The 21611-nt window shown below is 60.8% G+C and carries 20 protein-coding genes; 11 read left to right on the forward strand and 9 right to left on the reverse strand.

Going from position 1 to position 21611, the window contains the following annotated elements; genetic code table 11:
* Positions 1 to 25: 25 nt before the first annotated feature.
* Positions 26 to 2302 carry a hypothetical protein gene (locus ACI77I_RS17675; protein WP_406998063.1) on the forward strand — a complete coding sequence of 759 codons (2277 nt, stop codon included), beginning with the start codon at positions 26 to 28 and terminating at the stop codon, positions 2300 to 2302.
* 137 nt (positions 2303 to 2439) lie between these two features.
* On the opposite strand, the gene ACI77I_RS17680 is transcribed toward ACI77I_RS17675, so the two are convergent.
* From ACI77I_RS17680 to ACI77I_RS17695, 4 genes are all read right to left on the reverse strand, one after another.
* Positions 2440 to 3684, reverse strand: a complete 1245-nt coding sequence (locus ACI77I_RS17680; RefSeq protein ID WP_094952695.1) for a saccharopine dehydrogenase family protein — start codon at positions 3682 to 3684, stop codon at positions 2440 to 2442.
* A 28-nt stretch (positions 3685 to 3712) separates the two neighbouring features.
* Positions 3713 to 4810 carry a carboxynorspermidine decarboxylase gene (locus ACI77I_RS17685; RefSeq protein WP_094952696.1) on the reverse strand — a complete coding sequence of 366 codons (1098 nt, stop codon included), beginning with the start codon at positions 4808 to 4810 and terminating at the stop codon, positions 3713 to 3715.
* A 72-nt stretch (positions 4811 to 4882) separates the two neighbouring features.
* Positions 4883 to 5410, reverse strand: coding sequence for a hypothetical protein (locus ACI77I_RS17690; protein WP_406998064.1), 528 nt, complete (start codon positions 5408 to 5410; stop codon positions 4883 to 4885).
* The gene (locus ACI77I_RS17695) at positions 5407 to 6516 is read right to left on the reverse strand and encodes a saccharopine dehydrogenase family protein (protein ID WP_242155796.1); all 1110 of its coding nucleotides are present in this window, start codon (positions 6514 to 6516) and stop codon (positions 5407 to 5409) included. The genes ACI77I_RS17690 and ACI77I_RS17695 overlap by 4 nt, the downstream gene beginning before the upstream one ends.
* A gap of 171 nt (positions 6517 to 6687) precedes the next feature.
* Here ACI77I_RS17695 and ACI77I_RS17700 point away from each other — a divergent pair, with 171 nt between their 5' ends.
* The 7 genes from ACI77I_RS17700 to ACI77I_RS17730 all read left to right on the forward strand — a co-directional run bounded on the left by ACI77I_RS17700 (position 6688) and on the right by ACI77I_RS17730 (position 13633).
* On the forward strand, positions 6688 to 7707 hold the full coding sequence (locus ACI77I_RS17700) for a LacI family DNA-binding transcriptional regulator (protein ID WP_094952698.1): 1020 nt from the start codon (positions 6688 to 6690) through the stop codon (positions 7705 to 7707).
* Positions 7691 to 8695, forward strand: coding sequence for an ABC transporter substrate-binding protein (locus ACI77I_RS17705; protein ID WP_406998065.1), 1005 nt, complete (start codon positions 7691 to 7693; stop codon positions 8693 to 8695). Before ACI77I_RS17700 ends, ACI77I_RS17705 begins: the two co-directional genes overlap by 17 nt.
* Positions 8696 to 9514 (forward strand): ABC transporter permease, encoded by an 819-nt coding sequence (locus ACI77I_RS17710; RefSeq protein WP_406998066.1) that lies wholly within the window; start codon positions 8696 to 8698, stop codon positions 9512 to 9514.
* A complete protein-coding gene (locus ACI77I_RS17715; RefSeq protein ID WP_406998067.1) occupies positions 9511 to 10305 on the forward strand; it encodes an ABC transporter permease in 795 nt (264 codons plus the stop codon). The genes ACI77I_RS17710 and ACI77I_RS17715 overlap by 4 nt, the downstream gene beginning before the upstream one ends.
* The gene (locus ACI77I_RS17720; RefSeq protein ID WP_094952702.1) at positions 10302 to 11333 is read left to right on the forward strand and encodes an ABC transporter ATP-binding protein; all 1032 of its coding nucleotides are present in this window, start codon (positions 10302 to 10304) and stop codon (positions 11331 to 11333) included. The genes ACI77I_RS17715 and ACI77I_RS17720 overlap by 4 nt, the downstream gene beginning before the upstream one ends.
* Positions 11334 to 11342: 9 nt before the next feature.
* Positions 11343 to 12176 carry a phosphodiesterase gene (locus tag ACI77I_RS17725; RefSeq protein WP_406998068.1) on the forward strand — a complete coding sequence of 278 codons (834 nt, stop codon included), beginning with the start codon at positions 11343 to 11345 and terminating at the stop codon, positions 12174 to 12176.
* Positions 12177 to 12313: 137 nt separating this feature from the next.
* On the forward strand, positions 12314 to 13633 hold the full coding sequence (locus ACI77I_RS17730) for an OprD family porin (RefSeq protein ID WP_406998069.1): 1320 nt from the start codon (positions 12314 to 12316) through the stop codon (positions 13631 to 13633).
* Positions 13634 to 13677: 44 nt separating this feature from the next.
* Here the strand turns inward: ACI77I_RS17730 and ACI77I_RS17735 are convergent, their stop codons facing one another.
* The 5 genes from ACI77I_RS17735 to ACI77I_RS17755 form a co-directional block, all read right to left on the reverse strand.
* On the reverse strand, positions 13678 to 14127 hold the full coding sequence (locus tag ACI77I_RS17735; protein ID WP_406998070.1) for a hypothetical protein: 450 nt from the start codon (positions 14125 to 14127) through the stop codon (positions 13678 to 13680).
* A 12-nt stretch (positions 14128 to 14139) separates the two neighbouring features.
* On the reverse strand, positions 14140 to 14607 hold the full coding sequence (locus ACI77I_RS17740; RefSeq protein ID WP_406998071.1) for a GNAT family N-acetyltransferase: 468 nt from the start codon (positions 14605 to 14607) through the stop codon (positions 14140 to 14142).
* Positions 14604 to 14990, reverse strand: coding sequence for a GFA family protein (locus ACI77I_RS17745; RefSeq protein WP_094952707.1), 387 nt, complete (start codon positions 14988 to 14990; stop codon positions 14604 to 14606). The genes ACI77I_RS17740 and ACI77I_RS17745 overlap by 4 nt, the downstream gene beginning before the upstream one ends.
* A 102-nt stretch (positions 14991 to 15092) precedes the next feature.
* The gene (locus ACI77I_RS17750) at positions 15093 to 16181 is read right to left on the reverse strand and encodes a polyamine ABC transporter substrate-binding protein (RefSeq protein WP_094952708.1); all 1089 of its coding nucleotides are present in this window, start codon (positions 16179 to 16181) and stop codon (positions 15093 to 15095) included.
* 19 nt (positions 16182 to 16200) lie between these two features.
* Positions 16201 to 17490, reverse strand: coding sequence for an FAD-binding oxidoreductase (locus ACI77I_RS17755; RefSeq protein WP_176462987.1), 1290 nt, complete (start codon positions 17488 to 17490; stop codon positions 16201 to 16203).
* 116 nt (positions 17491 to 17606) lie between these two features.
* Between ACI77I_RS17755 and ACI77I_RS17760 the strand changes: the two genes are divergently transcribed.
* The 3 genes from ACI77I_RS17760 (at position 17607) to metE (ending at position 21547) form a co-directional block, all read left to right on the forward strand.
* On the forward strand, positions 17607 to 18482 hold the full coding sequence (locus ACI77I_RS17760; protein ID WP_094952710.1) for a LysR substrate-binding domain-containing protein: 876 nt from the start codon (positions 17607 to 17609) through the stop codon (positions 18480 to 18482).
* Between the two features lie 73 nt (positions 18483 to 18555).
* A complete protein-coding gene (locus tag ACI77I_RS17765; RefSeq protein ID WP_406998072.1) occupies positions 18556 to 19161 on the forward strand; it encodes a LysE family translocator in 606 nt (201 codons plus the stop codon).
* A gap of 97 nt (positions 19162 to 19258) precedes the next feature.
* Positions 19259 to 21547: a 5-methyltetrahydropteroyltriglutamate--homocysteine S-methyltransferase gene (gene metE, locus ACI77I_RS17770; RefSeq protein ID WP_406998073.1), complete on the forward strand. Its 2289-nt coding sequence runs from the start codon at positions 19259 to 19261 to the stop codon at positions 21545 to 21547.
* Positions 21548 to 21611: the final 64 nt, after the last annotated feature.

Raw genomic sequence — 21611 nt, forward strand, 5'->3', positions numbered from 1 at the left:
CTTCAGATCACACAGAGTGACTAGCATGGACGCAGGTTATGCAGTTTTCCAACTGTCGAAAGCGCTGCTCGCGCACGATGTGGATTGCGGTCCAGTCGCTCGCTTTAACGCCCGCAGACGTATCTCACGCTGGCAGCAGGTCATTGGGAACCTGCTGCAAGGCTCCGTCGAGTATGGCTCGCGCACACCGATTGCTGAGATTCCAGCCTGGGTTACGCTAGAGGTCGTTACGGGCGGTTTTGCTACCGGCAATCTGTTGGCAGGTGGCGAACTGACGGACTATGAGCGTGAACTGGCCGCCTCTATTCCAGGTATTCGTCCAGGCTTTGAACGGCTCGATATCAATGCCTGGCATCTCACGGATGACGGCCTTGAGGCGCTGCACTCACGTTTAGCCCGTTGTGATTATGCGGTCGATGTGCCGGAAGAGGCCGCGTTACTGACAGTAGCTTGGCTAGTCGGGCAGCAGCGCACCGAGCAGGCTCGGGCGCTGATAGACGTGATTGGGCCGTTCTTTGACCGACTGCGTTTCTTCCCATCGATCTCTACGCAGTTGCCGATCTCTGCCGCGCAGGTTCATATTGTGGACGCTGGCGATATCAAGCAGTTGCTTTCAAACTTGCCTTCCCAGGCTCAGATCGTTGTGCAGAAACACACGATAGAAACGCGTTTACCGCTTTATGATTCAGCTGTTTCGCATTTCCTCCTGACCTATGAGGCTGGCTGGCCGTGCCGTAATTACCCGAGTGGGTGGCGCGAGCAGGCGGCCGAGTTAGAGCTGGATTTTAAGCGGCTCGGTATCGACAGGCGCTCTTCGGATCGCGTGGAGGAACTGTTTTCTTTACTTGGGCAATGCGCCCGCGACGCGCAATCACTCACCGGGCGTCAAGTCGGTCGCATACGGCAAATCGTCGATGATTTTGTGCGTAAGCATGGCGATCCGGGTTCAGCCTCTCACCGTGCGTTGCGTGCGAATCAACTTAGTCAGGTGGCGGGGCCAGAGCATCACCTCATCGCTCGTATTGTGGCGAATCGGCTCTCAACGTATCCCGCGCAAGGTGGTCTCTCGGATTTTGCTGATTTGGCAGCACCGATCACTGCTGAGGAGGCATCGGCGTTTGGGCAAGGCGAGGGCGTTGCCATTCCACCAGCGATCCAGCGCCGTCTTCAGCGATGCCGGAGTGGGACGATCAGCGAATTGATCGAGCATGGGCTGATTACTTCAGGTGATACCGTCGCGCGGGTGCTGCCCGCGATGACAGCGCAACTGAGTAGCTCAGGGTTGCGCGATGAAGCGCTGAGAAGGGTATACGCCTCTACCTATCGCGCGTTCCGTCGACGGCGTTCGTTATTACTGCTGAACCTTCAGCGTCAGGTTGGCCTCAGTGAGTTGCCTTGGGTCGCCGTCATTGAAGGCGACCGCCAGTCCGGTGCTGTGGTGGCGGGATCTGCCAAGCAAGCGCTGGTTGAGTCATCGGCGTTGACGCTTTCTGCTTTCCCATACGCCATTCTGCCTAACAAGCTTCTCCAGGAGTTTTCAGCACTGGCGGACACTGCGGAACTGGACTTGCCCTTTGTGGAAGAGGTCGCAGCAGATATCTTCATGGGTAAGTTTTCCGATAAGTTTGCCGATGCCGCCAGGCGAGCAGGCCGGGTGTTAGCAGGCTCCCTTTACGCACGCTATTACGACATTGATACCGATGAGCTGGCGAGCCTTGTTACCCGAGGTCGGCGACGTGCGCGAGTGGCAAGCGATGCTTTCGCGACGTTGTGCGCAAAGCGTGCAGGGGCCGAGTTGGGTACGTGGCACCCGGCGACCAACGGCACCATTCTTGAGCAGCAGCAGATTTTAACCACGCAAAACCTCGCGTTACTGTTTGAAGAACTTGGGTTGAAGGTTTTGCTGCGGCCGAGGCTAGGCCGCATGGTGCAGGCGTGTTTTGAGTGGATCTGCAAACGGCAGCAGATGCGGATTGAGCACTATCATGCTCGGTTGATAATGCTCAAAAATACGGCCTATGCCTGGCGCCAGATGGTGTTCTATCTGGCTATGCTTGATGAGCATGAGTGCAGAGATGCCCTGGCGTCAGTCGAGGCTTGTTTCGCCGCGCAGCCAGTGGCTTTTCGAGAAACATTCCTGCCGCTGATGAGCGGCTTGCGCAAGGCTTGCGCCGGCGAAGTGTTGCCTCAACACGCGCCAACTGAGGACGGCGCGAGAGTCTTTCTGGGGTGGACCACCACGCGGCATTGGTTACTGCCGCCGCAGGACGTCGCTTCAAGCCGGGCGGTTGAGCAGCAGTGACGCAAGAGATCCAAATGTGGGAGCTGCGGTGCGACGATTCGACATTTAGATCCTCAGTGTGCTGACGAATCTCTCTGTGCCCAAACAAAAAATGCGCCCCTGAGGGCGCATTTTTTTGTTCAGTCAGCCACGGCCTTTTAGGCAATCGCATCCCAAGCACGGTCACCGTTCTCGTCTTTAATCCGAGTCGGCAGCCCCATCACGTCCAGCGCTTTGAGGAACGGCTCCGCTGGCAGTTCCTCGACGTTGGCCATGTGTTTCACATCCCACTCGCCACGCGCAACCAGCAGCGCTGCGGCCACCGGTGGTACGCCTGCGGTGTAGGAGATGCCCTGGCTGTCGGTTTCGGCAAAGGCTTCTTCGTGATCAGCCACGTTGTAGATAAACATCTCACGTGGCTGGCCATCTTTGGTGCCTTTGACCAGGTCGCCGATGCAGGTCTTGCCGGTGTAGCCTGGGGCGAGCGAAGACGGGTCGGGCAGCACGGCCTTGACCACTTTCAACGGCACCACTTCCAGGCCTTCGGCGGTGGTGACCGGCTTTTCGGAGAGCAGGCCGAGGTTTTTCAGCACGGTGAACACGTTGATGTAGTGTTCGCCGAAGCTCATCCAGAAACGCACGTTGGGCACGTCGAGGTTTTTCGACAGCGAGTGCACTTCATCGTGGCCGGTCAGGTACAGGTTTTGCGAACCGACTACCGGCAGGTCGTCGGTACGTTTGACTTCGAACATGGTGTTACTGGTCCACTGGCTGTTCTGCCAGCTCCAGACCTGCCCGGTGAATTCGCGGAAGTTGATTTCCGGGTCGAAGTTGGTGGCGAAGTATTTGCCGTGGGAGCCGGCATTGACGTCGAGAATGTCGATCGAATCAATGCGGTCGAAATGCTGTTGCTGCGCCAGCGCGGCATACGCGTTGACGACACCCGGGTCGAAGCCCACGCCAAGGATGGCGGTGATGTTCTTCTGTTTGCACTCTTGCAGGTGGTTCCACTCGTAGTTGCCGTACCACGGCGGGGTCTCGCAGACTTTGCCCGGCTCTTCGTGGATGGCGGTGTCGAGGTACGCAACGCCGGTATCGATGCAGGCGCGCAGCACCGACATGTTGAGGAAGGCGGAACCTACGTTGATGACGATCTGCGAGTCGGTCTCGCGGATCAGGGCCTTGGTCGCTTCCACGTCCAGGGCGTTCAGCGCGAAGGCTTGGATGTCGGCGGGAACCTTGAGGCTACCCTTGGCCTTGACGCTGTCGATGATGGCCTGGCATTTGGAGATGTTGCGCGACGCGATAGCAATACGACCGAGTTCGTCGTTGTGCTGCGCGCACTTGTGGGCCACCACCTTGGCGACACCTCCTGCACCAATGATAAGAACGTTCTTTTTCAATTGCTTTATTTCTCCTATATCCGCCAGCTTACGAAAGGCTGGACAGGTAGTCGTCGTAACCAAATTCACGAACCACCTCGACTGTACCGTCGAGTTGTTTCACTACGATGGACGGCATTTTCAGGCCGTTGAACCAGTTTTTCTTGACCATGGTGTAGCCTGCGGTGTCGATAAACGACAGCCGATCGCCGATGGCCAGCGGACGATCAAATTGATACTCGCCGAAGATGTCCCCGGCCAGGCAGGATTTGCCGCACACCATGTAGGTGTGTTCACCCTCGCTCGGCGCCAGCTTGGCGTTGAGGCGGTAGATCAGCAGGTCCAGCAGGTGGGCTTCGATGGAGCTGTCGACCACGGCGAGGTTTTTGCCGTTGTAGAGGGTGTCGAGCACGGTGACTTCCAGGGACGCACTGTTGGTGATCGCCGCTTCGCCGGGTTCCAGGTAGACCTGCACGCCGTACTTCTCGGAGAACGCCTTCAAACGGGCGCAGAACGCGTCGATTGCGTAGCCTTCACCGGTAAAGTGAATGCCGCCGCCGAGGCTGACCCACTTGACCTTGTGCAGCAACTCACCGAAGCGTTCTTCGATGGTGCCCAGCATCTTGTCGAACAGGCTGAAGTCGCCGTTCTCGCAGTTGTTGTGGAACATGAAGCCGGAGATCTGTTCGATCACGCCTTCGATCTTCACCGGGTCCCACTCGCCCAAACGGCTGAACGGGCGCGCCGGGTCGGCCAGCAAGTAGTCGGAGCTGCTCACCTGTGGGTTCACACGCAGGCCACGGGTCTTGCCCTCGGAGCGCTCGGCAAAACGCTGCAGCTGGCTGATCGAGTTGAAAATGATCTTGTCACAGTTATCCAGCATCTCTTCGATTTCATCGTCGGCCCAGGCCACGCTGTAGGCGTGCGCTTCGCCTTCGAACTTCTGGCGGCCGAGCTTCAACTCATACAGCGACGACGAGGTGGTGCCGTCCATGTATTGCTGCATCAGGTCGAAGACCGACCAGGTGGCGAAGCACTTGAGCGCCAGCAGAGCCTTGGCGCCGGACTGTTCGCGCACGTAAGCAATCTTCTGCATGTTGACCAGAAGTTTCTGTTTATCGATGAGGTAGTACGGCGTTTTGATCATTTTTGAGAGCCTGCGGCGGTGCCTGCCAAAAAAGGACACGCATTGTGCCCGCACTTGGATCAGATCGAAAGGTTAGCGGGCGGATTTTGCCGGGATTCGATTCACGGTCGCCGGTGACTCTGGCGAAACTTCGTGACTGTTTAGCGTATGGCGGCGCAAATACGCCGCCATCGCGGCGAAGCGTTGACGGGTTTCGTGCTCGAACAGGCGGTTGGCCAACGGGTCCAGCAGCCAGCCGAGCCAGCGCGGGCGAAGGCCGACGTTAAAAGTGTAGATCAGCTCCGAGGTGGCGCCATCCAGGTCGCGATGGCGCATGGATGCTGACCACTGGTCGAACCAGCCGGCAGGTTCCACCAATACCGCGGCAGCCACCTTGCCCGGCACGTAGTTGACGAAGCGCGTGCGCAGGGCGAAATAGCGCTTCCAGCCACGCCCCTGGTTGAAGGTGATCGCGCCTTTATAGGGATGGCTGCCACCGCCTTCGACACCGGCGCGCGACAGCAGCGTGTCCCATTGCATACGCACGCTGTGGTTGTGGAACGCCTCGAAGGCGTCGGCGGCGCTGGCCGGCATGACCAAGGTGATGCGGCGTTGGCTCATGGCGCGTCCTCGATGATGGCGGTGGTGAAGCCCCAGCGCTCGAACTCGGCGGTGAACTCATCCAACTGCAAAAAGCCCAGGCACGCGAACGCGCCGGTTTGCGGCAGCTGTTTTTTTGCCAGCTTGAGCGCGATCAGCAAGGCCGCCATGCACGGGATCTCCGGGCCGTCACCGCCCGGTGCGGTCAGGTGCCAGGTCAGGGTACCCAACTGGCCGTTGCTGCGCAGGCCCTGCACGCGCACTTGCATGGCGCCGGTCGGGCTGCCGAAGCGGTCGAGAAAACGGCTGGAAAATGCATCAAGCTGTGCGGCGTAACGGCTGATCGGCAAGGGCACGCCGAGGCGGCGCAGCGCGGCGGCGAACCACAGCGCTACGTGTTGGACGGGCAGTTCCAGCGCCGCATGAAAGGCCACGTCGCGTACGCCGGGATAGCGCTCTGGGAACAGCGCCAAGTCCGGCACATCACACGCCGCGCCCCAGCGCTTACCGATGCTTTCGAAGTGAAAGCGACGCAGGTTTTGCCAACCAAATTGTCGCGTCCAGGCGCCGCCATTCCAGCGTTCGAACCCAAGACCGGCATAGCCAAACACCGCCTGGATGGTCGCAACCCCACGCACGGCTTGTTGGCCGGGGGCGATCACGGTCTGGATGCTGTCGATGCGCGTAAAGGATTGGGCCAACTGATCGACCACCGCCGAGGACAACCCCGGCACGCTGCTGGCACCGGAAATGGCCAGCACGCCGGCGGCTTTCGCTTCGGCATCGACATTGGCGGCGAACTCGGCGACAAACGCGCGGCCATCGGCCAGGTCCAGGTAATGCGCCCCGGCCGCGCAGGCTGCCTTGGCGACGCGATAATCCTGGCCTTGAAAGGGCCCCGCACAGTGAATCACCAGATCAGGTTTGGCGCCCGCCAGGCGCTGTTCGAAGTCGGCGGCGCCAATGTCCAGGGGCAGGGTCGCGACCTGTTGGCCGTCGCTGAGGGTGTGCAGGCCTGAGTGTGAGCGGCGGCTGGCCGCAATCACTTCAATGCCAGGCTCCGAGGCCAGACGCCGACAGATACGCAGCCCGAAGTTGCCCAGGCCTCCAATGACGATGACACGCATGATTCATCCTTGAGCAATAGGGCAGGGTGCGCAGTATAAAGGCAGATGATCTGCGGGGCGCTAGCGCGGCAGCACATTCGGCCGACATCAAACCGTCATCTGTCCACCACTTTGCTGCCATATTCCGCCGTTACTGTCCTCGCCAATGAGATCGATCTCAAGCGAGTGACAATGACTGACCTGAAAGACGTTGCGCAACTGGCCGGCGTATCCCGCGCCACCGCCGCCCGCACCTTTGCTTCCCCCGACCAAGTGCGCCCGGCCACCCGTGAGCAGGTGTTCGCCGCCGCCCGCGAGCTGGGCTTTCGACCGAATCTGCTCGGCCGCCAACTGCGCCTGCAAACCACCCAGCTGATTGGCGTGGTGGTGCCCAACCTGCTCAACCCGGTGTTCGCCGAACAGTTCCAGGCCATGGAACGTGCCGCCCGGCTGCGCGGCTACAGCCTGGTGCTGGCGACCACCGACTACAGCAGCGAACGCGAGAGCATCGTGGTGGAGGAACTGCTGCGCCAGCGCGTCGACGGTTTGGTGCTGACGGTGACCGATGCCGAAAGCAATAGCGTGCTGAACAGCCTCGCCAGCGAACAAACGCCGTTCGTGCTGGCTTATCACCAACCGAGCAACCCCAACTACAGCGCCGTGTCGGTCGACAACCGTGCAGGTATGGCCCTGGCCACGCGTTATTTGCTGGAGGCGGGGCACCGGCGCATCAGCATGGTCGCCGGCCCCGCGTTGCAGTCCGACCGGGCCCGCCTGCGTTACGCCGGCTATTGCGACGCGATGCGCGAGTTCGGTGTGGACAGCCGCCCGGTGATCGAAATGCCGGCCCACACCCAGGCCGAGTTCAAGGTGATCGAGCCGTTCCTCCAAGGCCCCCACGCGCCCACCGCGCTGGTGTGCTCCAACGATTTCCTGGCGATCAGCTTGATCGCTGAGCTGCGCCGCAACGCCTGGAATGTGCCCGAGCAACTCTCGGTAATGGGCTTTGACGGCATCGCCCTCGGCACCCAGATGCACCCGACCCTGTGCAGCGTGGTGCAGCCCATCGGGCTGCTGGCCAGCACCGTGATTGATCAACTGCTGGCGCAAATTGCCGGTAACGCTCCGATTTCCCATTGCCTGCCGTGCCATATCCGGCCCGGCGAAAGCACTCAACCCCTTGAGGAGACACTTGATGCGCGCGTTCAGTAAAACCCTGGCAGCCGTGCTGCTGTGCGGCATGGCCCACCTGGCCCAGGCGGCCGAAACGGCGATTTGCTACAACTGCCCACCCGACTGGGCTGATTGGGGCAGCCAACTCAAGGCCATCGCCGCCAACACAGGCGTGCAAGTGCCACTGGACAACAAGAACTCCGGGCAGTCCCTGGCGCAGTTGGTGGCGGAGAAGGCCGCGCCGGTGGCCGACGTGGTGTATTACGGCGTGACCTTCGGCTTGCAGGCGCAAAAAGCCGACGTGGTCGGCACCTACAAACCCAAAGGCTGGGAGCAGATTCCCGCTGGTTTGAAAGACCCGGCCGGCCATTGGTTCGCGATCCACACCGGCACCTTGGGCATCATGGTCAACGTCGATGCGCTGGGCGGTTTGCCGGTGCCGCAAAGCTGGGCCGACCTGCTCAAGCCTGAATACAAAGGCATGGTCGGTTACCTCGACCCGTCCAGCGCGTTCGTCGGCTACGTCTGCGCCGTGGCGATCAACCGTGCCCTGGGCGGCGATCTGGATAACTTTGCTCCGGCCATCGACTACTTCCAGAAGCTGGCGAAAAACGCGCCCATCGTGCCCAAGCAAACCGCCTATGCGCGGGTGCTGTCCGGTGAATTGCCGATCCTGGTGGACTACGACTTCAACGCCTACCGCGCGCGCTACAAGGACAACGCCAACGTCGCGTTCGTGATCCCCAAAGAAGGCAGCATCAGCGTGCCGTACGTGATGAGCGCGGTGGCCAATGCGCCGCACCGCGCCAACGCTGAAAAGGTCCTCGATTTCGTGCTTTCCGAGCAAGGCCAGGCCCTCTGGGCCAAGGCCTACCTGCGCCCGGTGCGCCCAATGAAAATGCCGGCCGACGTCGCCGCGCAGTTCCTGCCCGACAGCGACTACGCCCGTGCCGGCGTGGTGGACTACGAAAAAATGGCCGCTGTGCAGGAAGCCTTCGCCGCCCGTTACCTGAACGAGGTCAAGTAAGTGGCAGCATCGGCAAAACACGCCGCCTGGGCATTGGCCCCGGCCTTTGCGGTGCTGTTCGCGTTCTGGCTGCTGCCGCTGGCGCACTTGGTAGTGCTCGGCGCCGAGAGCCGCGACAGCCAGGGCAGCGGTTACTGGCAGGTGCTGAGCAGCGCGCAGTATTTGGGCAGCCTGGCGCAGACCTGTGTGCTGGCCGTTGTCGTGACGCTCACAGCGTTACTGATCGGCGGCATCAGCGGCGTGTTTCTCGCGCGTCAGCAGTTCTTTGGGCGTTCGGCGTTGGTGGCATTGCTCACCTTTCCCCTGGCGTTTCCTGGCGTAGTGGTGGGCTTCCTGGTGATTCTGTTGGCCGGGCGTCAAGGCCTGTTTGCCGCCCTGGGCCTGCAACTGGCCGGTGAGCGCTGGATCTTCGCGTACTCGCTGGTGGGGCTGTTTGTCGGCTACCTGTACTTCTCGATCCCGCGGGTGATCCTCACGGTGATGGCCGCGTGCGAAAGCCTCGACCGCAGCCTGGAAGAAGCCGCGCATTCGTTGGGGGCCGGGCATTGGCGCGTGGTGTGCGACGTGATCGTGCCTGGCCTGGCGCCCGCGCTGGCGTCCTGCGGGGCGATCTGCTTCGCCACCTCCATGGGCGCCTTCGGTACGGCTTTTACCTTGGGCACGCGGCTTAACGTCACCCCGGTGGCGATCTACAACGTGTTCACCAACTACGCCAACTTTGCCGTCGCCGCCGCGCTGTCGGTGGTGCTCGGTGCAGTGACCTGGGCCGTGTTGCTGCTGACGCGGCGCCTGGTGAAAAACGCGGGGACGGTCCTGTGAAGCGCTCATCGCTGTTCGTGATTCAACTGCTGTTCACCTTGCTGGTGTGCGCCTTCATGTTGGTGCCGGTGCTGATGTCGTTGCTGGCCGGGTTGACGCGTAATTTCTTCGTCGGCCTCTCCAGCGGCCTGACCTTCGACTGGCTGGTGCAGGTGTGGCAGGCCTACTCGCCGACGGTGTGGCTGTCGCTGCAATTGGCCCTGGCCTGCGCGGTGTGCGTCTGCGTGGTCGGCGTGCCGGCGGCCTACGCCCTGGTGCGCATGAACAACCGCTTCAGCCGCGCCTTCGAGGAGTTGATGGTGCTCCCGGTGGCGATGCCGGGGTTGGCCAGTGCGTTGGCGTTGCTGCTGACCTACGGCCAGTTCGGCACGTTCCGCAGCAGCTGGTTGTTCATCCTTGTCGGCCATGTGCTGTTCACCTTGCCGTTCCTGGTGCGCCCGGTGTTGGCGGTGATGCAACGCCAGCAACTGCCGGTGTTGGAAGAGGCTGCAGCCAGCCTCGGCGCGGGGCCGATCAAGCGCTTTTTCAGCGTGGTGGTGCCCAACTGCCGGGCGGGGATTCTGGCGGGCGTGCTGATGGTGGTCACCCTGAGCTTGGGTGAGTTCAACCTGACCTGGATGCTGCACACGCCGATGACGAAAACGCTGCCGGTGGGTTTGGCCGACAGCTACGCCTCGGCGCGCCTGGAAATCGCCAGTGCCTACACCCTTATCTTTTTGCTGATGATCGTGCCGCTGCTGATTGCATTGCAGGCCATCAGTGCTCGTTTGTCCCGTGGAGAGCGTCGATGACCGCTATCACTATCCGCCTGCAAAGCTGTCGCAAGGCATTCGCCGACGGCACCGTGGCCGTGCATGACTTGAACCTAACCGTCGAAGGCGGCGAAACCCTGGCGATTCTCGGCCCGTCTGGCTGTGGCAAAACCACCACCTTGCGCCTGATTGCCGGGTTGGAGCGCCCGGATGTCGGCCAGGTATTTTTCGGCGATCAAGACGTCACGCGCCTGCCCATTGAGCGGCGTGATGTGGGCATGGTGTTCCAGAACTACGCGCTGTTTCCCAACCTGGATGTGGCCGGCAATATCGTCTATGGCTTGAAGATTCGCGGCGTGTCAGCGCCTGAGCGCAACAAACGCTGCGAAGAACTGTTGGAGCTGGTGGGCTTGCAGCACCACGGCCGGCGCAGCATCCATGAACTCTCGGGCGGCCAGCGTCAGCGTGTGGCCCTGGCCCGCGCCCTCGCACCGCGCCCCAAAGTGCTGTTGCTGGATGAGCCGCTGGCGGCCTTGGATGCGCAATTGCGCGAGCGCTTGCGCAGTGAGTTGGATCAACTGCTGAGCGGGCTTGGCATCACCTCGGTCTTCGTCACCCATGATCAAGGCGAAGCCATGGCCTTGGGCGACCGCATCCTGGTGATGGAGCAGGGGCGCGTCGCGCAACTGGCCAGCCCACGGGAGATTTACCAGCAGCCGGCCAACGCGTTCGTCGCAGGCTTCGTCGGCAACCTCAATGCTTTTACCGTGCTGGATCGCACCGCCCACGGCTTGAAAGTCTGCGGCGGCGAGCTGCCGTGGCACGCGCTCGATTTGCCGAGCACGGTGTACTGCCGTCCCGAACACCTGCGTGTGATGGAAGACGAAGGGCACCTGCACGGCCACCTGGTGGCGCAATTCTTCCAGGGCGCACAAAGCCGCTTGCTGGTGGATGTCGGCGGCCCGCAACCGCTGCTGGTGGACAGCAGCGACAACCAACTGCACCGCGTCGGCGCGCCGATTGCTCTGGCGATTGCGCCGCACATGTTGTTCACCCTGAATGCGTGAGAGCCTATTTTGAACCGTCCGTTTCTTGTCGCTCAGATCAGCGACCTGCACCTTAAAGCCGGCAACCGCCTGACCTATGGCGTGGTGGATACGTTGGGCGCACTGCGCCGTGCCGTCGACCACCTGAACGCCAGCTACCCACGGCCCGATATTGTGGTGATCAGCGGTGATCTGGTGGACTTCGGCCGCGCCGATGAATACGCCGTGCTGCATCCGGAATTGGCGCGCCTGCACATGCCTTGCTACCTGGTGCCCGGCAACCACGACACGCGTGGGCCGTTACTGGATGCTTTTGGTGATCACCGTTATTTGCCAGCGTCGCCAGACGGCCCTTTGGATTGGGTGGTGGAGGAGCATCCGCTGCGTCTGATCGGTCTCGATTCGACCATTCCCGGTGGTCACGGCGGCCAACTGCTCGACAGCCAGTTGCAGTGGCTTGACGGACAATTGGCGCTGCGCCCTGAGGCGCCGACCTTGCTGATCCTGCATCACCCGCCGTTTATCAGCGGTATCGGCCATATGGACCGCGAACCCTTTATCAATGCCGCCGCCCTGGAGCGGGTCATCGCCCGTCACCCGCAAGTGGAACGCCTGCTGTGCGGGCATCTGCATAGGCCGATGCAACGGCGCTTTGGCGGCAGCTTGAGTTGCGTGTGCCCCGGCACTTCGCACCAGATCGTGCTCGACCTGCAAGACGCCGCGCCCGCGCATTTCAACTTGGAGCCGGCAGGTTATCTGCTGCACCGCTGGGATGAGCAGCAGGGTGTGGTCAGCCACAACGGCGTGTTCGGGGACTACCCGGGGCCGTATCCGTTTTATGACGCTCATGGATTGATTGACTGAGGTTTTACGGAGGTTCACTTCACTCAACTAAGCACTTAAACGTTCGTTAACGCGGCGGCCAGCCCAAGTTGGTCGCGTGCATCCTGCTGCCCTTTTTAAGCGCCCGGAACTTGGATTCCGCGCCGGAGTTCGTCCTGATGAAAGCCACTTTGAATGTATTAAGCGTATTGATCGGCGGTCTGGGTATTGCCCTGAGCCCCTTGGCCTCGGCTGATTTCTTGAGCGACAGCAAAGCCAACTTGAACATGCGCAACTTCTACTTCAATAACGACAACCGCGACGGCGCAGCTGCACCGTCGAAGACTCAAGAGTGGGGCCAGGCGTTTATCCTTAACTACCAGTCGGGTTTTACCGATGGCACTGTCGGCTTTGGTTTGGATACCGTCGGCATGCTCGGCGTGACCCTCGACAGCGGCGCCGGCCGCCATGTGGGCAGCTCGATGATCCCCACCGCTGACGGCAAGGCCGCCGACAGCTGGGCGCGTGGCGGCGCGACGGCCAAGGCGCGTGTTGCCAAGACCGAGCTGCGCTACGGCTACCTGCGCCCAAACCTGCCGATCCTGGTGAGCAACGATGGCCGCCTGTTGCCGCAATCCTTTGAAGGCGGGCAGGTCACCAGTAAAGACATCGACAACCTGACCCTGATCGGCGGCCAGCTGCAGCACACCACCGGCCGTGGCTCCAGCGATCGCAGTGGCCTGGCGGCGGCGGGCGGCACCCAAGATAGCAACAAATTCAACTACGCAGGTGCCGACTATCAAGTGAACAAGGACCTGCTGGTCCAGTACTACTACGCCAACCTCGAAGACTATTACCAGCAGCACTTTGCCGGTTTGATCCATGTATTGCCGCTTGGCGACTACGGCTCATTGAAAACCGACCTGCGTTACTTCAAGACCACCGCAGACGGCAAAAACAGCAACGCCGCCGGGCGTGCCGAATGGTATAAATTCAGCGGCTACACCAAGAACGGCAGTGGTGAAATCGACAACAACACCTGGAGTGCCGCGTTTATCTACTCCTTGGGCCCACACGCGATCACTGCCGGTTACCAGCAAGTCTCCGACGACAGCAACTTCGCCCAACTCAACCAGGGCGGCCTGGTCAACAAAGGCGAGGGCGGTTCCAGCCTGTACCTCTACACCGACCGCACCGTGCAAACCTTCATCCAGGCCGGCGAACGCACCGTCTTCGCGCAATACGCCTACGACTTCGTCGCACTGGGCCTGCCGGGCCTTAAGGCGTCGGTAATGTACTTGAAAGGCGACCATATCCTCACCACCGCTGGCAACACGGCCAGCGAATGGGAACGGGATATCTCCCTGGATTACGTGGTGCAAAGCGGCACGTTCAAGAACGTCGGGTTCGGCTGGCGTAACGGCGTGTCGCGCAGTGAAGTGGCGCGGGACCAGGATCAGAATCGGGTGTTTGTGAGTTATTCGATTCCGTTGATGTAAGTCGTCAAGTCGCTTGAGCCCCAATTCACCCTTGGGGCTTACGCTTAATCGCTGCTGCAACCCAGCAGAATCCAACGGCGCCCTTGCGCATGAATATCCAACGCGAATTCCCACCACACCGGGTAGCCTGGGTGGCCCTTTGCAAGGTGGAAGGTGTAGATAGCATCGGCTTTATTGACGTGGGCACCTTCCAACAGTTGCTCAACCAGTGCGGTTACTTCACTGCGTTTAGCGGGCAGGTCGATAGGCCCGGCAGCCGGATCACCAGGGTAAAGCAACGACTCAAGAATGTGCGCCCGCGCTTCATCAACACTGATGAGTACACTGCGGGGGGCTTCACATGACGAACTCACCGCTGATTTGAGCACCTCAATCAGCGGTCGATTCGCATCCAGTGGGCCATACAGGTCTATTGAGACGCTGTAGTTATTGCCGTACAGAAGGTGTTCGAGCCTGGGCATGTACTCAGGTCTGTTGTTGTTTATCACCTGCATGCGGTCTCCGGGTCATTGCCGATTGAGGGGGATCAGCGACTTTGCGTGGGTTGCGGTGTCGTCGCCCACGGGGTGGAAACCACAGCGCAGATAAAACTTCATGGCGCTTGGACTCTCCGTGGAAAGACGCACTGCTTGAAACTGTTTAGCGGCGTATTCCAGTAAATAGCTGACTAACGCCCCACCAATACGACGCTTGCGCATCGTTGGATCAACGTATATCCGTCTTAGTCGGCCGGTTTCTGGACCTGCGTATGGGTCGCGGGAAAGACCGCCAACTGCAAGCAATTGGCCGTGACGAAAGACGCCCACAAGGCACTCACCCGGTTGGTCAAACCGGTTCACCCGGTTTTCCCACTCGGTGATAAGCCGCGTCAGGAACCTGAACCCTTCGGCAACCGCGTGTGTTTCCAGGTCGCGGAGCTGCTCGGGAAGCTCTTCGAGCTTGCGTATCGAAAAGGCTTCGCTGGCCGGTGTCATACAGAGTCCTCGCAAAACCAGGCAGCCTTGGATTCAAGGCAGCTGTGCGCCTGATTGCGCGCAACAAAAGGCGTGTCTAGCGTGCCGAGTGCGATGGAAACCCATCCTCGGTAAAGCCCATTGGCATCAGACCAGAATAGCGATGATCCACACCGTGAACAGAATTGGCGAGTAACGCCCTGCGAAGACTCATAGCTTCGAAGCGTATCCGGCGAAGCGTTGACATTCAGCGCTGATTTGGGTGCGCTGGCATACGTGGAGAACGCCGCGCCGTGGCCTTTCTGGCACTTTTTGCAGTGGCAGTGGGTGACGGCTTTTAATCGAGTCGAAACCTGATAGTTGATAGCACCACATAGGCAACTGCCTTGAGTCACTGCATCCATGTTGGTGGGTCTCCCAAGAAGTACCACCCTAGTTTATTTCAGCGCGCAGAGGCTGTGGTGAATGAGTTGTCGTGGCTCGCAGGTTTTCTGTGGCAGGTGCGCTTAGGTGTTGGTCTTCAACTTGGTCCATAGCCGGGTAGCCAGCCGTGCAATGGCCGGGGGCAGGTCTTCGACGATAAACAACGTGTCCATCACGCTTTTCGGCGGGTAGATCGCCAGGTCCTGCTTAACCGCAGGAGTGAGGAACTCATCCGCCGCGCTGTTGGGGTTGGCGTAGTGGATGCTGTTGCTGATGTTGGCGATCACCTTGGGCTCGAGCAGGTAGTTCATGTAGGCGTAGGCGTTCTTTTCATGGGGCGCGGCCTTGGGCATCACCACCATGTCCAGCCACAGCGTCGAGCCTTCTTCGGGGATGGAGTAGCCGATCTGAATGCCATTGTTGGCTTCTTTTGCGCTCGTAGCCGCTTGCACTACGTCACCGTTGAAACCGATCACCGCGCAGATATTGCCGTTGGCCAAGTCGCTGATGTACTTGGACGCGTGGAAGTATTGGACGTAGGGCCGGATCTTCAACAGTGCCTGCTCGGCCTGTTTATAGTCGGCGGGTTCATGGCTGTGGTGAGGCAGGCCGAGGTAGTTGAGGGTGATGGGCAGAATCTGCGTGGGGTTGTCGATGATTGCCACGCCGCAGGTACTGAGCTTTTTGATTGTGTCTTCGTCAAAAAACATCTTCCACGAGCGGGTGACGTCGGTGTTGCCGAAGATCGCCTTGATCTTCTCGACGTTGTAGCCGATGCCCGCGGTGCCCCACATGTAGGGGAAGCCGTACTGGTTGCCCGGGTCGTTGACTTCGAGTTTTTTCATCAGCAGTGGGTCGAGGTTTTTCCAGTTCGGCAACTGGCTGCGGTCGAGCTTCTGGATTGCCCCGGCCTTGATCAGCCGTGACAAGAAGTGGTTGGAAGGGCTGACCACGTCGTAGCCGGTGTTGCCGGTCATCAACTTCGATTCAAGCACTTCGTTGCTGTCATGAATGTCGTAGGTGGCCTTGATGCCGGTGGCCTGAGTAAAATTGGTAAGGGTGTCGTCGGCGATATAGCCGTTCCAGTTGGAGATGTTCACTTCTTCAGCGGCATGGCTGGCCGCCGACAACGCGCCGAGTATCACCGCCACAGACAATCGCTTGATGTGCATTGCATTCACCTTTTTTGTTTTAGATTTCTGAACGGGCGCGCACCGCTTCGATGCGCATGCGCAGCAGGGCGCCAAGGTCGAACAGCGGGCGCGGCGGCAACCAGCCCGGTTGCGCACGCTGGATGACCGATTGCAGTAACGGCGAGCTGTGCCCGCAGGCCCATTGCGCCATCAGCCGGCCCCACAAGGTGCCGCGCGCCACGCCGGAACCGTTGCACCCGGCGATGGCGTACAGGTTGTTTTCGACCTTGGCGAAGTACGGTTGGCCCGACCGCGAAGCGCTGAGGTGGCCGGTCCAGGTGTAGTGGATGTCCTGTTCGGTGAGCCACGGGAAGCGTCGTTGCAAACCCCGCACATGGTGCTGGCGGCGTTGCAGCAAGTCGGTGTTGGACAAGTCGCGGGTGCGGTACTCGGCGGTGTTGCGAATCATCACGCGCCGGTCCGGCGTCAGACGTACCGTGGCGCCGAGTGGTCGCGTGGACAGCACGCCCCAGGGCTCGGCGGCGCATTCTTTGTCCGTCAGCGGGCGGGTGAGGCTGGCGCTGAGTTCCATGGGGAACGTGGCGCTGTGGTCCAGGCCTACGCGCGGCACAAAGGCGTTCAGGCACACCAGCACGTGCCGCGCTTCAATACTGCCGCCAGGGCTGGTCGCGCGAATGCTGCCGTTGCCCATGCGCTCAAGGCCGCTGATGTCGGTGTGTTCAAACAGGCTGACCGAGGCCGGTAACGCCGCCAGCAAACCCTTCACGTACTTGGCCGGTTGCAGCAGGGCGTTGCCATTGCCGCACCAGATACCGGCCTGGTAATGCGCGGTGCCGAGCTTCTGGTGCAGCGCGTCGCCTTGCAGAAATTGTGCAGAAGCGCCGAGGGCGAGCAAGGTGGCGAGTTTGCTGTCGACGTGATCGAGCTTATCGGCGTCATGCACGGCGAAGAAGTAACCGTTGTCGCGATAGTCGCAGTCGATGGCATGGCGAGCAATGCGTTGGCGCACCTCGTCGCTCGCCGCGCGGGAGATCGCGGTGTCCACCTCAAAACCGTCGAAGCCCACATTGCCCAGCAACTCGCTTTCGGTCGGGTGTTCGTGCGCCACCACAAACCCGGAGTTTCGCGCCGAGGCACCTTGCGCCGCGCATTGGCGGTCGACGATCACGATACGTGCATCGGGGTGCAACTCGGCCAGGCTGTGAGCCGCGCAGAGCCCGGTGATACCCGCGCCGATCACCAGCCAGTCGGCCTGCTGTGTACCTTTCAAGGCGCTGCGGGCGGGCAGGGGTTGGGTTTGGGCGATCCAGCCACAGATATTGTCCACGTTTACCTCGGCTGCATGCGTTGATCGCATGGATGATTTAAGTCGATGGCTGGAATTTATAGGGACTTGGGTGGTACAACCAACGCTATAAAATCATCCAGCTATTCGGAAAGCGCATGGATAAGCTTCGTCACGTACCGTCGATGCAAGGTCTGCAGGCGTTGGTGGCAGTCAGCGACAGCAGCAGTTTCACCCAGGCTGCGCACACGTTGTGCCTGACCCAGAGCGCGGTCAGTCGCCAGGTGCAGCAATTGGAAAGCCACTTCGGTGTGGCGCTGTTCACGCGCACCAGCCGCCGTTTGCAGCTGACGGCTGAAGGCGAGCAGGTATTGATTTTCGCACGCAGTATCCTCGCGCAACTCAAGGCGCTGGAGGACCGCATCTCGCCGCACAAACGCCCGTTCCGCATTCGCCTGCATGTGTCGTTGGCCGTGCGCTGGCTGCTGCCCAAGTTGAGCGATTTCTACCGGTTGCACCCGGACATTTCCCTGGCCATCGAGACCGTCGCCACGGAAGTGGTCGAGCCTGCCGGCGACAGCGATGCCTACATTCAGTACCTGCCCACGCCGCCCACTGATCCGACGTGCCTCACGCTGTTCCAGGAAAAACTGGTGCCGGTGTGTGCGCCCAGCCTGAAGCCGTTGGCAACCCTAGCTGACCTGCGCACCGTGGCGCTGCTGCACCGCTCGGTCGACCAGCAAGACTGGCGCGTATGGCTTGCCGCCAACGGCGCCGGTGCACTGGAGGACTACCGGCACATTCCCTTCAACCTCGATGAATTGGCGCTGGACGCCGCCGCGCGCGGGCTGGGTGTGGCGATGACCGACTTGAGCCTGGCCGCTGAGTCCATCGAGCGCGGCGTGCTGGTGGTGCCGTTGGGTGAGCCGTTGGAGACGGGCGGGGTGTATGCGCTGTGCTTGCAACCGATGGCGGCGTCCCACGCAGGGTGTGCCGTGGTCATGGCGTGGTTCGCACAACAGGTACAACGCTGAACTACAAACGTACAAGATTCAGCGTAAACCGCCTCAGTAGACTCGCCGGACTTCTTCTACGGCAGGTTTTTTCATGGACATTTTCCTCTACGCCTTCAGTGTCATGTACAGCCCGGGCCCTGTGAACTTGATGGGCCTGAACGCCGGGCTCACCGGTAAATTGCGCCGCTCCAGCGGGTTCTACATTGGCGTGGGCTGCGCGATGCTGCTGATGTTCGTGCTGTTCGGCTACACCGGCGAGGCGATCGTTTCCCAGGCGGCGCTGCCGTATATCTCACTGGTCGGCGGTGTGTACACGCTGTACCTCGCCTATCAAGTGTTCACCGCCCGCACGGTGGTTGAAGCGTCTTCAAGCACGCCGACCAAGGCCCTCACGTTCTGGAATGGCCTGGTGATTCAGTTGCTCAACCCCAAAGGCATCGTGGCGGTGTTGCCGATTACCAGCGTGATGTTGCCGGCGGCGCATGTTACCGGGGCGTCCATCGCCGGGGTTTCGGCCTTGCTGGGGCTGGGCGCAGTCGGTGCGCCGTGGGTCTACGCCTTGCTGGGCGCGGTGCTGGGGCGGCGGATTAACGGGGCGTCGGCGTTTACCGTATTCAATCGTTGCATGGGCTTGGCGCTGGCAGCGTGTGCGTATTTCATGTTTCACGCGTTCTATCTACACGTGATGGCAATATGAGTGGTTCTCGTGATCGTCTAGAGTAAAATGAGTTTGTCTCACTATGGGTGTGTGTCGACAATGGCTGCCATCAATATCGACATTGGAGTTGTAAGTCATGGCAGTCGCTCATTCCCTTGGATTTCCGCGCATTGGACGCGATCGTGAACTGAAAAAAGCGCAGGAAGCGTTTTGGAAGGGCGAGCTCGACGAGGCCGGCCTGCGTGCCGTGGGCCGTGACTTGCGCAAGGCGCACTGGGAACTGCAAAAACAAGCCGGTATCGAGCTGCTACCGGCCGGTGATTTCGCCTGGTACGACCAAGTCCTGACTCACTCGCTGATGTTCGGTGTGATCCCTGAACGCTTCCGCCCAGCCGATGGCAACACCACGCTGCAGACCCTGTTCGGCATGGCCCGTGGTGTCAGCGACAGCTGCTGCGGCGGTGCCCACGCCCAGGAAATGACCAAGTGGTTTGATACCAACTATCACTACCTGGTGCCTGAGTTCAGCGCCGACCAGCAATTCCAACTGGGTTGGGAGCAGTTGTTCGAAGAGGTTAAAGAAGCCCGTGACCTGGGCCACAACGTCAAGCCCGTGGTCATCGGCCCGCTGACTTACCTGTGGCTGGGCAAGGCCAAGGGCGGCGACTTCGACAAGCTAGACCTGCTTGACCGCCTGCTGCCGTTATATGGCCAGATCTTCCAGCGCCTGGCGGATTTGGGCGTTGAGTGGGTGCAAATCGATGAGCCGATCCTGGTGCTCGACCTGCCACAAGACTGGAAAAACGCCTTTGAGCGCGCCTACAACCAGATCCAGCGCGACCCGCTGAAAAAACTCGTGGCCACCTACTTTGGCGGTTTGGAAGAGAACCTCGGCCTGGCCGCCAACCTGCCGGTTGATGGTTTGCACATCGACTTGGTGCGTGCACCGGACCAGTACCCGACCATTCTCGACCGCTTGCCGGCATATAAGGTGTTGTCCCTGGGCGTGGTCAATGGCCGTAACGTCTGGCGCTGCGACCTGGAAAAAGCCCTGGCGACCTTGCAGCACGCGCATGAGAAATTGGGCGATCGCTTGTGGGTCGCGCCGTCTTGCTCGCTGCTGCACAGCCCGGTTGATTTGGGCCGCGAAGACACGTTGGATGCCGAGCTGAAAAGCTGGTTGGCCTTCGCCGTGCAGAAGTGCGCGGAAGTTGCGGTGCTGGCCCAGGCCGTCAACGCACCGCAAGCCCCTAACGTGCTCGCCGCCCTGGCGGAAAGCCGTGCTGTGCAAGCTGCCCGTGCGGCCTCGCCACGGATTCACAAGCCTGCCGTGCAAGCCCGTGTGGCGGCGATCACCGCCAAGGACAGCCAGCGTCAGTCGCTGTTTGCCCAGCGTATCGAGAAGCAACGTGCCGGCCTGAACCTGCCGCTGTTTCCGACCACGACTATCGGTTCGTTCCCGCAGACCGCCTCGATTCGCCTGGCGCGCCAGTCGTATAAAGCCGGCAAGTTGAGCGAAGCCGAATACGTCGAAGCCATGCACAGCGAGATCAAGCATGCCGTTGAAGTGCAGGAACACCTCGGCCTGGACGTGCTGGTACATGGCGAAGCTGAGCGTAACGACATGGTCGAGTACTTCGCCGAGCAGCTCGACGGCTACGTGTTCACCCGTTTCGGCTGGGTGCAGAGCTACGGTTCGCGCTGCGTGAAACCGGCGGTGATCTTCGGCGACCTCAGCCGTGCGAAAGCCATGACCGTGGAGTGGATCCGCTACGCTCAAGGCCTGACCAACAAGGTGATGAAGGGCATGCTGACCGGCCCGGTGACCATGCTGATGTGGTCGTTCCCGCGCGAAGACGTGAGCCGCGAAGTGCAGGCGCGGCAACTGGCGCTGGCGATTCGCGACGAAGTGGTGGACCTGGAAGCTGCTGGTATCAAGATCGTGCAGATCGACGAAGCCGCGTTCCGTGAAGGCCTACCGTTGCGCCGGGCGCAGTGGCAGCACTATCTGGACTGGGCCACCGAAGTGTTCCGCCTGTGCGCCTGTGGCGTGCGCGACGAAACCCAGATTCACACGCACATGTGCTACAGCGAGTTCAACGATGTGATCGAGTCCATTGCGGCGATGGATGCTGACGTGATCACCATCGAAACCTCGCGCTCCGATATGGAACTGCTGGAGGCGTTCGAAGCCTTTGCTTACCCGAACGACATTGGCCCGGGCGTCTATGACATCCACTCGCCACGCGTGCCGGATGCGTCGGAAATGGCCAATTTGCTGCGCAAGGCGGCCAAGCGCATTCCTGCGCAGCGCCTATGGGTCAACCCGGACTGCGGCCTAAAAACCCGCGGCTGGCCGGAGACGGAAGCGGCGTTGATTCATATGGTCACTGCTGCGCGGCAACTGCGGGCTGAACTGGCCTAACACAGGGTAGGCATGTGGGAGTACAGCCTGAGCAGCACACCCATCTGCCTGATGTATTGAGATC

Origin of the sequence: Pseudomonas sp. D47 (assembly GCF_045447305.1) — a bacterium.
GTDB lineage: Bacteria > Pseudomonadota > Gammaproteobacteria > Pseudomonadales > Pseudomonadaceae > Aquipseudomonas.

Coding starts and splice junctions, on each gene's coding strand:
- ACI77I_RS17675 (WP_406998063.1), top strand. CDS start 26: ATGGACGCAGGTTATGCAGTTTTCCAACTGTCGAAAGCGCTGCTCGCG.
- ACI77I_RS17685 (WP_094952696.1), bottom strand. CDS start 4,810: ATGATCAAAACGCCGTACTACCTCATCGATAAACAGAAACTTCTGGTC.
- ACI77I_RS17690 (WP_406998064.1), bottom strand. CDS start 5,410: ATGAGCCAACGCCGCATCACCTTGGTCATGCCGGCCAGCGCCGCCGAC.
- ACI77I_RS17695 (WP_242155796.1), bottom strand. CDS start 6,516: ATGCGTGTCATCGTCATTGGAGGCCTGGGCAACTTCGGGCTGCGTATC.
- ACI77I_RS17700 (WP_094952698.1), top strand. CDS start 6,688: ATGACTGACCTGAAAGACGTTGCGCAACTGGCCGGCGTATCCCGCGCC.
- ACI77I_RS17705 (WP_406998065.1), top strand. CDS start 7,691: ATGCGCGCGTTCAGTAAAACCCTGGCAGCCGTGCTGCTGTGCGGCATG.
- ACI77I_RS17720 (WP_094952702.1), top strand. CDS start 10,302: ATGACCGCTATCACTATCCGCCTGCAAAGCTGTCGCAAGGCATTCGCC.
- ACI77I_RS17730 (WP_406998069.1), top strand. CDS start 12,314: ATGAAAGCCACTTTGAATGTATTAAGCGTATTGATCGGCGGTCTGGGT.
- ACI77I_RS17735 (WP_406998070.1), bottom strand. CDS start 14,127: ATGCAGGTGATAAACAACAACAGACCTGAGTACATGCCCAGGCTCGAA.
- ACI77I_RS17740 (WP_406998071.1), bottom strand. CDS start 14,607: ATGACACCGGCCAGCGAAGCCTTTTCGATACGCAAGCTCGAAGAGCTT.
- ACI77I_RS17745 (WP_094952707.1), bottom strand. CDS start 14,990: ATGGATGCAGTGACTCAAGGCAGTTGCCTATGTGGTGCTATCAACTAT.
- ACI77I_RS17750 (WP_094952708.1), bottom strand. CDS start 16,181: ATGCACATCAAGCGATTGTCTGTGGCGGTGATACTCGGCGCGTTGTCG.
- ACI77I_RS17760 (WP_094952710.1), top strand. CDS start 17,607: ATGGATAAGCTTCGTCACGTACCGTCGATGCAAGGTCTGCAGGCGTTG.
- ACI77I_RS17765 (WP_406998072.1), top strand. CDS start 18,556: ATGGACATTTTCCTCTACGCCTTCAGTGTCATGTACAGCCCGGGCCCT.
- metE (WP_406998073.1), top strand. CDS start 19,259: ATGGCAGTCGCTCATTCCCTTGGATTTCCGCGCATTGGACGCGATCGT.